Below are 12,894 nucleotides of genomic sequence, written 5' to 3'. Positions count from 1 at the left end.
CCCGTGCGCCTTTTTGGTAGCTGGCACCACCAAAAAGGCGCACGGGCGCCGAAGGCGCCTACCCCTGACGCAGAATGTAGCGCTGCACCTTGCCGCTGGGGGTCTTGGGCAGGTGCGGGACGAAATGCACCGTGCGCGGGTAGGCGTGCGCCGCGAACTTCTTCTTCACCAGCTGCTGCAGATCCTTCTCGAGCTCGTCGGTGCCCTCGACGCCGGACCGCAGCACGACGAACGCCTCGAGCACCTCGCCGCGCAGCTGGTCAGGCATGCCGACGACGGCGGCCTCGACGACGTCGTCGTGCATCACCAGCACGCTCTCCACGTCGAACGGACCGATGCGGTAGCCCGCCATGATGATCACGTCGTCGTCGCGGGAAGAGAAGAAGAACCGCCCCTCCTCGTCCACCTGACCCGCGTCGCCGGTGACGTACCAGCGGCCGTCGGGCGTGAAGCGGGCCGCGGTCTTCTCCGGCGCGTCGCTGTAACCGGTGAACCACATCAGGGGGCTGTTCTGCGTGTCGATCGCGACGCGGCCGGGGGTGTTCGGCGGGGCGATCTCGTCGGCGTCGTCGGAGAGGACCGCGCACGTCCAGCCGGGCAGCGGGCGGCCCATCGAGCCGGGGACGACGTCCTCGCGCAGTCCGTCGGCCCACGCGTTGATGATGAACATGCCGTGCTCGGTCTGCCCGTACTGATCGCGGACGGTCACGCCCAGCTCGGCCTCCGACCACGCGATGACGTCCGGCGTGAGCGGCTCGCCCGCCGACGACGCGCGGCGCAGCGTCACCGACTCCGGGACGGGCGTCTCGTCGGCGCGCAGGCTTCGGTAGACGGTGGGGGCGGCGGCGAAGTTGGTGACGCCGAAGCGTTCCATCACCTGCCACGTGAGCGTTGCGGAGAACCCGGCGTGCAGCAGGATGCTGCGGACGCCCGACGCCATCGGGCCGAGCAGCGCGTAGTACAGCCCGTAGGCCCAGCCGGGATCGGCAGCGTTCCAGAACACGTCGTCCTCGCGCACGTCGAGCCCCCACTCGATGTACGAGCGGAAGGCCGCGAGCGCCCGGATCGGGACCGGGACACCCTTCGGGGAGCCCGTCGTACCGCTGGTGAACAAACGAACGATCGGGGCGTCGCCGCCGAGCGCCGCCGCCGCGCCGCGCGGGTCGTCGGCCGAATGGCGCGCGAGGAGGTCGTCGAAGCGCAGCGCACCCTCGCCCTCACCCTCACCCGCGACGATCACCTGCCACGACGGATTCGACGGCATGTCGTCGCCCGGAGCGAGCTTGTCGAGCTGGTTCGCGTCCGAGATCACGACCTTCGCGCCGCTGGCCTCGAGCCGGAACGCGATCGCCGGCGGCGCGAACGCGGTGAACAGCGGGACGTGGACGGCGCCGCGACGCCAGATCCCCAACAACGCCACCACGAGGTCGGCGGACTTGCCCATCAGCGTCGCCACGCAGTCACCGGGCTCGACACCGAGGTCGGCCAGCGCAGCGGCGAACTTCGTGGACTGCTCCCGCAGCCAGCCGAACGTCAGATCGGTCGACGACAGATCCGATTCGACGACGGTGAACGCCACCGCATCCGCCGGGTGCCGATCGCACAGCAACTCGGCCGCGCAGGCCTGCGGGGTGTCGTATTGCGCCAAGAGTTCGCGCACACGGGTGGTGGTGTCGACGGTCATCGTCACTCCTCGTCGTCGGGGCCCAGCTCACCATCGGGCCATCGTTGCTCCTATGATGCGTGTCACAGGATTGACCGGCTACCCCCGGAAAGGGGTGATGAGGGTGCCCACCCACACCTCGTCCCTGCTGCGTCCGCGCGACCGCGACGCACTCCGCACCGAGCTACGGAAAGTGGCCGCGACCAGCATCGTCCCGGTCGTCTTCGGCGGCGAGGTACATGACGGCACCCTGCATCTCGACGAGTTCGTCGGCACCCACACCGACGGTCTGCGGGGCCTTGCCGTCTCGGAGAGTTCGGGCCTCGGCGGGCACGTGGTCGCCCGCCGCAATCCCGCGGCCGTCCACGACTACGGCCGTGCCCGCACCATCACCCACCACTACGACGGTCCGGTCCTCGCGGAGGGCCTGTGCTCGGTGCTCGCGGTGCCGGTCGTGGTGCGCGGTAATTCCCGCGCCGTCATGTACGCGGCGATCCGCGAACGCGTCCGGCTGGGCGACCGCATCGCGGACGTCATGATGCAGGCCGGCCGCCGCCTGGCGAACGAGATCGCGATCCGCGACGAGGTGGACCGCCGGGTGGCACTGCTCGGAGCCGCCGCGGCCGAGGTGCCCGCGCCGGGCGGCGCCGACGCGGAGGAGATTCGCGACGTGCATGCCGAGTTGCGAAGCATCGCACAGACGGTCGACGACCCGGCACTGCAGGAACAACTCCGCGCCCTGTCCAACCGTCTCGCCGGGGTCGGCGCGGCCGACGACACCGACCGCCCCACCCCACCGGTGGCGCTGTCGCCGCGCGAGGTGGACGTCCTCAGCCATGCCGCACTCGGTTGCTCGAATGTCGTTATCGCCGAGCGCCTGTCGGTGAAGCCCGAGACCGTCAAGAGCTACCTGCGCAGCGCGATGAGCAAACTCGACGCCCATTCCCGGCGCGAAGCCGTCGTGGCGGCGCGGCGTCTGGGGCTGTTGCCGTAGGACGCTCCGCCCTGCCCGGTCACCAACCGGAGGAACCGTCTTCTGCACCGAAATCGCCACCACCGAAATCGCCGCCGCCGAAATCGCAGTAGCCGGGACCGGTGAACGACGGCGAGATTCCGTGGTGGTCGTGGTGGGCGTCGATCCACACGGCGGAAACCAGGACGTACAGCACCAGCAGCACTACCGCGATCGAACCGCCGATCCAGAGCGAGACCTGCCCCAGCCGGCGAACCCGGTTGGACGCATGCCGCGCCCCGTCACGATCGCCGTCGGACCACCGCGGATGCACCTCGAACGCGTGGGTGAAGGCCGCGAACGACAACGGCCAGAAGAAGAGCAGTGCGACGACCGCCCACCCCGCGTGGGCGGGAGGGCGCCGCTCGACCGGGGCCCCCGCGTCGCTGCAGGAACGACTCTCACCCCCTGAATCCGACATATCAGTCATCCGCCGAGCCTAGCGGCGAGGCGGCCGGACGTCGACGAAATCTGGAACACGTTCCACTTGCTGTGTCATACTCGCCGCCATGTCAGCGACACCGATCGAGACCGCCACGATCACCCGAACCACCACCGCGCAGGAGTTGCTGGACCTGGCACGCCAGTCCCCCGCCGCGGTAGCGGCGCACGACAAGAACGCCTGGCTGGGGCTGTTCGCGGACCGGCACGTGGTCGAGGATCCCGTCGGCGGTCGGCCCGTACTCGGCGGGCTGTACGACCGACGCAGCCATGTCCGGGGCGGCGATCCCCTGGCCCGATTCTGGGACACGTTCATCGCACCGAACGACATTCGCTTCCACGTGGAGAACGAGGACATCGTCAGCGGACTCGACGTCGTCCGCGACGTCACCATCGAGACTCGACTCGGCGGCGGCGTCGTGGCGAAGGCACCGATGCACCTCGTGTACGAGACCACTCTCGACGAGGGTGCTCCCCGAATTCGGCGGATCGCCGCGCACTGGGAGGTTGCGCCGATGTTCGCCCAAGTGGCCGGCGTCGATCGCGCGAAACTTGCTGTCACAGCGAGCATGAGCGTCCGCATGCTCCGACTCCAGGGCGTGGGCGGGTCGCTCGCCTTCGGTCTCGCGGTCCGCAGCGTCGGCGAACGTGGGAAGCGGTCGGTCCGGCGTCTCGTCGCGGACGCCCGGCGCGGCGACGAGGCTGCCCTCGAGCGGCTCGGTGGACATGCGGTCGACAGCCTCACGAAGGTCATCGCGGCCGGCGACACCGTCACCGCGACCTGCACGGTCGACGGCGAGCACGCCGTGCTGTTCTGCTACCTCGACCGGAAGACGACGCAGGTGGCGAGGGCGGTCGTGTACGCGCGATCAGCCAGCCTGACCGAAGGCTTCGACAATCCCCATAACGGCTGGCCCCAGCAACACGATGAATAGCGTCGGCAGGATGCACAGCAGCAACGGGAAGATCACCTTCACCGGCAGTTGCATCGCCCTCTCTTCAGCGCGCTGACGGCGCTTCATCCGCATTTCTCCGGCCTGCGTGCGCAGCACGTCCGCGATCGCGACGCCGTACTCGTCTGCTTGAATCACCGCACGGAGGAAACGACGCAGGTTCGGCGCATTTGTACGAGCGGCGAGGTCGAGGTAAGCCCCTCGGCGCGACTTGCCCATCTGTATGTCTTGCAACGTACGCACGAACTCTTCTGCGAGCGGGCCTTTTCCATTCTTCGCGGCGCGAGACATCGCCGCCTCGAACCCCAACCCGGCCTCGACGGCAATGGTCATCTGATCAAGAGTATCCGCGAGCGCAAGGTCGATTTGCTGTTGCCTTTCCTCGCCTCGACTGTGCAGCAGCAACTCGGGAGTGAAGTAGGCGACCACGACGACTACGGTCACCAAGGCAATCCTTACAGGAGCAGGTTCAGGCAAAAGAAACAACACGCCGAGTGCGCCCATTGCCCCGGCCAGAACCAGCTTCCCGGCAGCAATCTTCTCCACCGGCCACGCCGGAGGCCGACCGGCACGCGACAGTAGTCGATCGAGCCGAGCCATTGTGCCGCGCGTCGTCATTCGACGCAGCAGCGAGGGCGGTGCCACCGTCGCCGAACCATCCACCTGCGCGAGATCGAGACCCGCCGACAAGTTGTCCAGCACCGGTCGCCGTGCGGGGTCCCGATCTCCGACGATCGCCCAGATCATGATCGGCACTGACGCACCCACTGCCACTGCCGCGGCAGTTGTCAGGGCAGGAATCATGCGGGCCTCCTGGAGAGGATGGTGTACGTGTGATTTCAGAACTTCAGATTGACGAGTTTCCGCAGCCATAAGGCGCCAACGGTCAGAAGGACCAGGCAAACCGCGATCATGGAGTATCCGATAATGCCCTCGGTGAAGCGCTCGAGGTAGGTCGGATTGTTCATGTACAGGAAACCGGTGATTCCGAATGGCAACGCCATCAGCACATATGCGGACAGCTTGCCTTCGGCCGCGAGTGCTTTGACCTGGCGGCGAATCTGGTTGCGCTCCCGGATCGTGTGCCCAACCTGGTCCAGGACCTCGGCCAAGTCACCACCGACCTCGCGGTGGATGGAGATGGCCTGCGCGATCCACTCGAAGTCCTCGCATTGCATGCGCTGTGCAAGGTCGTTTAGGGAATCACCCAGGTCGCGCCCCACACGCGTCTCGTTCACCACCCGGGCAAACTCCTCCGCCGTTGGCGCTTCCGCCTCGCGGGACACCGCGTCGAGCGCCCGAAGGAGGCTGTGTCCAGCTCGAAGATTGCTTGCCAGCAGCTGAACGGAATCATCGAGCTGGTCCGCGAACTCCGCGCGGCGGCGCCCCGCCAGAACCCCGAGAACTACCTGCGACACCCCCACCACAACAATTGCGAGCAGCAGAGCCAGAAGAAGTCCGGATAGCAGTAGGCCGATGGCCGCCGCGGTGACAGCCGCCGCAGCGACGAGGGTGATGAAGTCACCCGGCCGCATCTTCAGTCCAGCTTCCTGGAGCGCCTGCGTGCGGGCAGCTATTCGTCCGCGTCGGCGAAGGTTCTGGTCGATCCAATGCACCAGCCGTTCGGATACGCGGTGCAATAACGAGTCGTCACCCACGGTCCGTCCGCGGCGCTCGGCCGAGATGGCCGGTGCTGCCCTACCGACAACGGCAACGACCAATGCGCATAACGCGAGGTAGGTGGTAGCCAGCCCCAGGCTCAGTCCGGCCTCCGATGCCCAAAAGCCGCTTCCCGCCACGATGTCCGGCTGCCGCACCGAGTTCGCATCGGGCAGCGATACAGGGAAGGGATCGCTCACACTGTGTGTCGCGCCGCTGCGCACACTCACCACCACCTCGGTTGCGCCACCCGATTCTGAGCGATACCGCACGACGTAGAGGTTCCCCAGTGCACGGGCCGCCGACTGGTAGATGGCACCGAGTGCCGCAGTGTCCTCCGCCGCGGCGTACTGGCCGCGAGCCTCCCGGGCGATTTGCTGCAGTAGAGCGGTGTTCGTCTCGGGTGTCGACATTTGCACGGTATACAGCGACACGTGGGACCGACTCAAGACTGCCGGAATCTCCGACATCATGCGTGAACTCGACGTGTCGGCACCATCCGTCAGCAACAGCAGGATGTTGTTCGGCGCATCGCCACGATCGAGTAGCTCGGCAGCAACGACCACCGAGTCTGCGATAGCACTGCTACCCCCCGCCTTCAGCCCGTCAATCCTACGAAGCAGGTCCTCGGTGTCTGATGTCAGATCCGAAACTACTTGCGGTTCAGACGAAATCGCGACAATCCCGATATGCGCCCCGACCGGCGCCTGCCGCACGAAATCCGATGCGGCCCGCTTGACGTCGTCGAGCGCCCGACCGGACATCCCACCGGACACATCGATCGCGAGGACGATGTCCTGTTCCGACCCTGGTTGTTGCCGAACCTCGATCTCCCGAGGTACGCCACCCTCAGCGAGAGCAAACGTATTCGGCAAGACGGGTTGCCCCGCGACGCTGGGCGGAGCGAGGATCGCGACTTCGACGTCAGGCAGTCGAGTGGTGTCGACCGCTGCCACCTGAACAGCGTCAGGGTCTGCCACGTCGGCGTCGGCAGGCGCCCCCGACAAACCCACTCCGAGGGCGAGCACAACGGCCACCACGTACCGCCTCATGCCCGCCCCCGGAAGGGCTCTCCCACCCCGAATACACTCGGCGACAGCACAATACCGAGATCTCGGAACCTGTCGGTGAAACGCGGCCTCACACCCGTCGGCTGCGGCTTACCGAGGAACCGCCCGCGCGCGTCGACGCCTGCGCTGTAGTCGAACAGAAAGGCATCCTGCAGGGTGACGATCTCACCCTCCATACCCTGAACCTCGGTCACATGGGTGACCCGGCGCGTACCGTCCCGTAGACGCGTGAGCTGGACGATCACGTCGACCGCCGACGCGATCTGCTCACGAATCGCCCGCAACGGCAGGTCCATGCCGGCCATCAACACGAGCGTCTCAAGCCGCGCAATCGCGTCGCGCGGCGAGTTTGCATGCACGGTCGACAGCGAACCGTCGTGACCGGTATTCATTGCCTGGAGCATGTCCAGGCTCTCGCCGCCACGACACTCGCCGACTACGATCCGGTCCGGCCGCATTCGGAGCGAATTGCGGACCAGGTCACGAATCGTCACCGCGCCCTTGCCTTCAATGTTGGGTGGGCGGCTCTCGAGCCGCACCACGTGGTCCTGCTGCAGCTGGAGTTCGACCGCGTCCTCGATCGTGACGATCCGTTCACCCTCTGGAATGAACGATGACAACACGTTCAGCAGCGTGGTTTTGCCCGTGCCGGTGCCACCCGAGACGATCACGTTCAGTCGAGCCTGCACGCACGCATCCAGCAGCTCGGCCATCTCGGGCGAGAGGGTACCGAATGCGATGAGATCGTCGACCTGGAACGGATCCTTGGAGAACTTGCGGATCGTGAGTGAGGAGCCATTGAAAGCCAATGGTGGAATCACCGCGTTGACACGGGAACCGTCTACCAGCCGCGCGTCGACCAAAGGTGAGGATTCGTCGATCCGACGGCCGACGGCCGAAACGATCCGTTCGATCACTCGGCGTAGATGCGCCTCGTCCGCGAACCTGGCCGCGCTACGCGTGAGGATGCCGTCGCGTTCGACGTAGACCATGTCGTGACTGTTCACCATGATCTCGGTCACCGAGGGGTCGTCGAGCAACCGCTGCAAAGGACCGTGGCCAAGCACCTCGTCACCGACTTCACGCAACAGCCGTTGACGCTCTTCGTAGGTCAGGGGCGTCGCCTCCTGCTCGACTACCTCGGCAAGCTCGTCACGCACGAGTGTGTGGAGTTGCTCCTCACTCAGCGACGAATCATTGAAGCGCGCGCCGATCCGGGTGTACAGGGCGGCGGAGGCGCGATCTTTCAGCTCGGCCAGAGCATCGGCTGGCGGAAGCGCAGCCTTACCCTTCGCCGGCTTTCCGCCCGCCGCGGGTGCAGCACCGTCACTGGTTGCGGTGCCGCGTGCCGCATCGAGCCGTTGGGACAGTTTCACTTCGCACCCACCGCCTCCGCAGCACGATGCCGCGCGCGCTTGCCGGTCGGCGGCTCCGGTGCTGGATCGATCCGGCCGACCAGCCGCCGCAGCTCTTTCGCGGTGCGATCGCGACCAGGATTCTGCAGCAGAGGAACGCCCCGGTTCGTCGACAGGGCAACCGCTTTCGACCGCTTGAGAACGACATCTGCGGGGAGCCCAATCGTGTTCTGGATGTCCTGAACGGTGAGGCCCTCGCGTCGGTCTGCGAAATTCAGTACAACGTGCCGCGAAACTTGCGCCAGGTTGAGTTCCGCGAGTAGCTGAAGTTCCTTGTGCATCCCGCGCACGCTGGGCACGTCCATCCCCGACACCAGCACGATATCGGTGGCGAGATCGAGCGCTGCAAGAGTGTGCTCGAGTAGACCCGGTGCGGTATCGACGATCACGTACCGAAATTCGGAAGCCAACTGCGCCAGCAGTGTGGTCACCTGTTCGCCGCTGATACTGTCGCCCGCCGCGGGCGAATCCGATCCGCACAGGGCATAAAGTCCGGTCGAGTGCGGCGTCAGAACGGTCTTGAGGACGATCATGTCGTGGCTGGCCGAACCCGAGACCGCATCCGTCAAGCAGTGTTCCGGAACCAGCTGGAGTGCACTGGCGACGTCCCCGAACTGCACATCGAGGTCGACCAGCACCGTCGAGTGGGGTGCCGCCGCCGCGAGTCCGACAGCGAGATTCGTTGCAACGGTCGTCTTTCCCGTACCTCCTTTCGGCGACGCAACCACGATGACCTTTCCCTGAACCGCGTGCTGCTCCGAGGGTGCGCTCGCCCGTTGACGTCGTGCCAGCGCAGCCTGTCCCGCTCGATCCAGTACCGCGCGAACGTCCGACATGTCCGCCTCCGGCGACATGACATCACGCACCCCTGCGCGCATCGCCCTCAGCCAGACGTCAGTCCCGGCATCGCTGGCCAGTACAACAGTCGTCCCCGGCGTCGACTGGTCGATTCGGCTCGCAAGCACGAGCGCCTCGTCGACAACAACATCCGGTCCGAGGATGAGAACCTCAGGCTGTGCCGTCACGCCGAGTCCGACGAGTTGCGCCGGGCCACGGGGCACAGGTTGCGCCGGCAATACCAACAGGTTCCCGTCCGCTGCGTGATACACGCGACGAGCAAAGTCGTCGCGAGCAGTCAACAACACGATTCGGGTCATCGGAACACCCCCTCGGGATTGATGACGGTCGCCCCGGACTCGTTGGCGCTCATCGGTTCATTCGAGAGCCATATCTTTCCGTGCTCAGCAGCGAACAGTACGCGCTCCGCCATTGGGACATCGACGGCGAGCGACACGAGAAGACTCTCCGTCGGAGCCGGACTTGACGCCAATTTGTCTGCCTCCGAGACCTTCTCATCACCCGCTGTCACGGCGCCCTGGACGCGAGTCACCTTGACCTTTTGCAGCCTTAAATGCGTTTCGTAGTTCTTGATGGGCGGAGAGAAGGACATGAAGACTCCCACAGTGTCACCCGGTGCGAGATGCCCACCCAGCGCACGCTGCGGTTCGAGCAGTACCGTCACTTCCTGCATACCTTCCGGCAGGCCACCCTGTTCCTGACTATGAGCTGTGGCTGGATCGGCGAAACGGGCCGATACCAACTGTTCTCCCGCGAGCAGGTCGATGAGCGCTACCCTTCCTGACAGTTGATCGAGGCTTGTCACCCGGTCCGGCAGAACCGCCATCTCCGGCAGCTTCTTGACTGCCACCATGCCCACCAGAGCGTGCGCCGGCGTATTCCTGGGAATCGTCTGAGTCGCAACAAGTACATCTACTGTGCGGGTACCGGCAAGGGCACGCGCGTCCGCTCCGCGCACGTAGGCTACGAGCGCCAGGGTCCCGCCCACGGCAAGTATTAGGGCCAGTGTGGCCGCAACAAGGCGACTTCTCAAGCGACAACTCCTAATCGAGCAGGTTGACGACAGTGACTCCGAAGTCCTGTCCGCCCATGGTGAATTCGGACTCGAGACTTACCGTCTCGACATATCTCCCGATGACTCCTCGACAGTTGCCTGTACACGAGAGATCGCCGTGAATATTGTTCTGCCAGTTGTACTCCGGGTTTCCACTGAACCGATACCCCTCGATCTTGAAGCCTGCGAACCCAACTATGTGGAACCAGCCACCACTACCGGTGCCGCCTGCCACGTCGTAGATCGGGAGCAGGGCAACAGCGCCACGCAACCTCTCGATCTCCGGCTTGCAAGCGGATGGAATGTTGTTCCCGGAGTCGCCAGGCGTGGCGTAGACCGAGGTGCTGATCAGGGCCGAGCAGTCGCCATCCGTCCCCCGGAGCCACCCGAAGTTGCCGGGGGCAACATTGCCCGAGATGCCATTGCAACGCGGCGCCGTCGTGTTGTATTGAACGAGAATCTTCACGCCAGGTGCGACGAAGTGACACTTGTGGAATGTCAGGGGCAGGGCGGCCGTACCGGCTAGCGGATATCCGCACCCCGCCGACGCAGTGGCGGAGATTTGCGAGCGGTCCGAACCGATCACAGGCGCAAAGAGGTTCTGCCGTCCCGGCTGCCCGTCGGACCCGACCGCGGATGCAGTGGCCGTCACCTTCCTGCGCGCGATGTCGATCACTGCGGCGCCCCTGGCGTTCCCGCCGTTCACGTTCGACCTGACCCAACTGTCCGCGGCGGCCGTGGCACCGAGAGCGCTCTTGCACAACGTATCCTGCGCGAGCGCCAGCGCGGCGGCATCGGCGCCGTTCTGGAGTTGCCTCTTCTCGGCGTAGTTCGCCCCGATATCGATCGAGATCGCGGCGAAGCCCAGAAGAACCACCGTCAACAGCGCTACCGTGACCGCCACTGCACCGCTCTCGTCTTCGAGCCGATCCTTCAGCCGCCACATCGCATGACCCCCTTGCCCGTCAATGTGAGGCTTCCCGGAAAGAGGCCCGTCACATAGTCGACCGGGTATCGAATCGTCAGTGTGACGGTTCCGCCGGCCGGACACGTCGTCGCTGCACACGACCCTGAAGTACCGGTACTGATGCAGATCTGTCCGTCGGTAACCTGGGGATTGAACACTCCAGCCTGCTTAGCGGCCGCCTTTGCGGCGGTGGGGCTTTTACTTATTGCCATCACCCGAACCCCCTCGCGCGCAGCAGCGCTCAAGGAGTTCTGGATGTTGTAGGCCCGCCCGAACTCGATGATTCCCAGGACGAGTAGGAGCAGAATCGGCACCACCAGAGCGAACTCGACTGCGGCGGCACCGGAATCGGAACGAAAACGGCGCATGGACAGTCCTCACACCCAACGAACACGAGACAATGCGGATAGCCGTGCAGCGGCCCCGCATCGGGGCCGCTGCACGGATCAGCGAGCGCTGCGACTACTGACCGCCGCCGCCCTCGCCCGCGGGCAGTTCATTATTGACACTGTCGAAGAGGCCGTCGAGGTTGTTGCCGAGCAGGATGACTGCGGCGATGATCACGACCGCGATGAGACCGACCATCAGTCCGTACTCGACCGCAGTGGCGCCGCGGTCGTCACGGGTCAGACGGTCCTTGACGTCTAAGCCCATGAGGTACAGGTTCGCGAAGAAGAGGTTCATGAGAGCTCCTGATTTGGTAGGGGAGAGGATCTCTGTGTGGACTTTCGAGCTGTGTGAAGCAGATCACCTTTCCGGGTAATCTGATCGGCAACTGTAGGGCCTGGATTGGGAACTGGACACTCTTCAAGATCACGGTTTCATCACGATCATCGGGGCTAGTGAAACACTCCGAACTGGTCTACGATTCAACAAGTCTTCAGTGAGATCGACTGCGCCCCAACAACAGTTTTCGAGCCGGCACGTCGATCGCCCCGATTTCCACCCCGAGGATCACGAGCGCGATCACCGAAAGAGAGCACAAACTGACAGTCAAAGGTGATCAAAGGTGATCGTCGCAGCGGGCATCGGCGCCGCACTCCTGGGTATCCTCGCCGGGGCATTCGCAAACAGTGCGATCGACCGCGTGCGCCTGGAGACCGCGTGCGCCGAGCCGAACGCGGCCCCCACCAACTCAACCCCGCCGTCCCCCTCCCCTGCGTCCGCGGTAGCCGCCCGGATCGCGATGATCGACACCATCACGCGACGACACGACATCAGTGCCCGCCGCATGCTCGTCGAACTCGCAACGGCCCTCCTGTTCGTCGCGATCACTCTCCGTCTCGCCGCTCTCGATCTTCTCCCGGCAGCACCGGCCTATCTCTGGTTCGCCGTCGTCGGGATCGCCCTCGCCGTCATCGACATCGATTGCAAACGGCTGCCGAACTCCCTCGTCGTACCGTCGTACCCGATCGTATTCGCCTGCCTGGCAGTGGGTTCCGTCGTCACCGGCGACTGGTCGGCCCTGCTGCGCGCCGCGATCGGTGCCGCCGTTCTGTTCGGGTTCTACTTCGTACTCGCCCTGATCTATCCGGCCGGCATGGGGTTCGGCGACGTCAAACTGGCCGGCGTCATCGGCGCCGTCCTCGCCTACCTGTCGTACGGCACACTGCTCGTCGGGGCGTTTCTCGCGTTCCTGGTGGCCGCACTCGTCGGCCTGATCATCCTGGTCACCCGTCGCGGACGGATCGGGACCACGATTCCCTTCGGGCCGTACATGATTGCGGCGGCCGTCGTTGCGATCCTGGCGGCCGATCCGCTGGCGCGTGCGTATCTGGACTGGGCCGCCGCGGCCTGACCGG

13 protein-coding genes are annotated in these 12,894 nt (G+C 65.3%); 3 read left to right on the top strand and 10 right to left on the bottom strand.

All coding sequences use genetic code 11. From position 1 onward, the window contains the following. Positions 1–58 precede the first annotated feature (58 nt). The gene (locus C7H75_RS10225) at positions 59–1,684 is read right to left on the bottom strand and encodes an AMP-binding protein (RefSeq protein WP_106852004.1); all 1,626 of its coding nucleotides are present in this window, start codon (positions 1,682–1,684) and stop codon (positions 59–61) included. Between the two features lie 97 nt (positions 1,685–1,781). On the opposite strand from C7H75_RS10225, the gene C7H75_RS10220 reads away from it, so the two are divergent. Continuing rightward, positions 1,782–2,657, top strand: coding sequence for a helix-turn-helix transcriptional regulator (locus tag C7H75_RS10220; protein WP_084923807.1), 876 nt, complete (start codon positions 1,782–1,784; stop codon positions 2,655–2,657). A 19-nt stretch (positions 2,658–2,676) separates the two neighbouring features. On the opposite strand, the gene C7H75_RS10215 is transcribed toward C7H75_RS10220, so the two are convergent. After that, positions 2,677–3,105, bottom strand: a complete 429-nt coding sequence (locus C7H75_RS10215; protein ID WP_106851314.1) for a CD225/dispanin family protein — start codon at positions 3,103–3,105, stop codon at positions 2,677–2,679. A 79-nt stretch (positions 3,106–3,184) separates the two neighbouring features. Here C7H75_RS10215 and C7H75_RS10210 point away from each other — a divergent pair, with 79 nt between their 5' ends. Then, positions 3,185–4,051: a nuclear transport factor 2 family protein gene (locus C7H75_RS10210; RefSeq protein WP_233281896.1), complete on the top strand. Its 867-nt coding sequence runs from the start codon at positions 3,185–3,187 to the stop codon at positions 4,049–4,051. On the opposite strand, the gene C7H75_RS10205 is transcribed toward C7H75_RS10210, so the two are convergent. The 8 genes from C7H75_RS10205 to C7H75_RS10170 all read right to left on the bottom strand — a co-directional run bounded on the left by C7H75_RS10205 (position 3,986) and on the right by C7H75_RS10170 (position 11,776). Continuing rightward, the gene (locus C7H75_RS10205; RefSeq protein ID WP_084923805.1) at positions 3,986–4,873 is read right to left on the bottom strand and encodes a type II secretion system F family protein; all 888 of its coding nucleotides are present in this window, start codon (positions 4,871–4,873) and stop codon (positions 3,986–3,988) included. The two genes, C7H75_RS10210 and C7H75_RS10205, sit on opposite strands and share 66 nt — an antisense overlap. 35 nt (positions 4,874–4,908) lie before the next feature. Then, positions 4,909–6,684 carry a type II secretion system F family protein gene (locus C7H75_RS10200; RefSeq protein ID WP_233281895.1) on the bottom strand — a complete coding sequence of 592 codons (1,776 nt, stop codon included), beginning with the start codon at positions 6,682–6,684 and terminating at the stop codon, positions 4,909–4,911. A gap of 92 nt (positions 6,685–6,776) precedes the next feature. Further along, the gene (locus tag C7H75_RS10195; RefSeq protein ID WP_069854988.1) at positions 6,777–8,174 is read right to left on the bottom strand and encodes a TadA family conjugal transfer-associated ATPase; all 1,398 of its coding nucleotides are present in this window, start codon (positions 8,172–8,174) and stop codon (positions 6,777–6,779) included. Next, entirely contained in the window at positions 8,171–9,370 is a 1,200-nt protein-coding gene (locus C7H75_RS10190) for a CpaE/TadZ family protein (protein WP_069854989.1), read from the bottom strand. Before C7H75_RS10190 ends, C7H75_RS10195 begins: the two co-directional genes overlap by 4 nt. After that, the gene (gene cpaB / locus C7H75_RS10185; RefSeq protein ID WP_226347463.1) at positions 9,367–9,924 is read right to left on the bottom strand and encodes a Flp pilus assembly protein CpaB; all 558 of its coding nucleotides are present in this window, start codon (positions 9,922–9,924) and stop codon (positions 9,367–9,369) included. The genes C7H75_RS10190 and cpaB overlap by 4 nt, the downstream gene beginning before the upstream one ends. A 190-nt stretch (positions 9,925–10,114) precedes the next feature. Then, on the bottom strand, positions 10,115–11,071 hold the full coding sequence (locus C7H75_RS10180) for a pilus assembly protein TadG-related protein (protein ID WP_069854991.1): 957 nt from the start codon (positions 11,069–11,071) through the stop codon (positions 10,115–10,117). Then, a complete protein-coding gene (locus C7H75_RS10175) occupies positions 11,059–11,460 on the bottom strand; it encodes a TadE/TadG family type IV pilus assembly protein (RefSeq protein ID WP_083282656.1) in 402 nt (133 codons plus the stop codon). Before C7H75_RS10175 ends, C7H75_RS10180 begins: the two co-directional genes overlap by 13 nt. Positions 11,461–11,554: 94 nt before the next feature. Further along, complete coding sequence (locus tag C7H75_RS10170; protein ID WP_069854992.1) at positions 11,555–11,776, bottom strand: Flp family type IVb pilin; 222 nt, start codon at positions 11,774–11,776, stop codon at positions 11,555–11,557. A 325-nt stretch (positions 11,777–12,101) separates the two neighbouring features. Between C7H75_RS10170 and C7H75_RS10165 the strand changes: the two genes are divergently transcribed. Continuing rightward, on the top strand, positions 12,102–12,890 hold the full coding sequence (locus C7H75_RS10165; RefSeq protein ID WP_106851313.1) for a prepilin peptidase: 789 nt from the start codon (positions 12,102–12,104) through the stop codon (positions 12,888–12,890). The last annotated feature ends 4 nt before the right edge of the window (positions 12,891–12,894 follow it).

Source organism: Rhodococcus (subgen. Prescottella) equi, assembly GCF_003013675.1.
GTDB lineage: Bacteria > Actinomycetota > Actinomycetes > Mycobacteriales > Mycobacteriaceae > Prescottella > Prescottella equi.
This window is presented reverse-complemented; position numbering and strand designations above follow the sequence as displayed.

Coding starts and splice junctions, on each gene's coding strand:
- C7H75_RS10225 (WP_106852004.1), bottom strand. CDS start 1,684: ATGACCGTCGACACCACCACCCGTGTGCGCGAACTCTTGGCGCAATAC.
- C7H75_RS10220 (WP_084923807.1), top strand. CDS start 1,782: ATGAGGGTGCCCACCCACACCTCGTCCCTGCTGCGTCCGCGCGACCGC.
- C7H75_RS10215 (WP_106851314.1), bottom strand. CDS start 3,105: ATGACTGATATGTCGGATTCAGGGGGTGAGAGTCGTTCCTGCAGCGAC.
- C7H75_RS10210 (WP_233281896.1), top strand. CDS start 3,185: ATGTCAGCGACACCGATCGAGACCGCCACGATCACCCGAACCACCACC.
- C7H75_RS10205 (WP_084923805.1), bottom strand. CDS start 4,873: ATGATTCCTGCCCTGACAACTGCCGCGGCAGTGGCAGTGGGTGCGTCA.
- C7H75_RS10190 (WP_069854989.1), bottom strand. CDS start 9,370: ATGACCCGAATCGTGTTGTTGACTGCTCGCGACGACTTTGCTCGTCGC.
- cpaB (WP_226347463.1), bottom strand. CDS start 9,924: ATGGTGGCAGTCAAGAAGCTGCCGGAGATGGCGGTTCTGCCGGACCGG.
- C7H75_RS10180 (WP_069854991.1), bottom strand. CDS start 11,071: ATGTGGCGGCTGAAGGATCGGCTCGAAGACGAGAGCGGTGCAGTGGCG.
- C7H75_RS10175 (WP_083282656.1), bottom strand. CDS start 11,460: ATGCGCCGTTTTCGTTCCGATTCCGGTGCCGCCGCAGTCGAGTTCGCT.
- C7H75_RS10170 (WP_069854992.1), bottom strand. CDS start 11,776: ATGAACCTCTTCTTCGCGAACCTGTACCTCATGGGCTTAGACGTCAAG.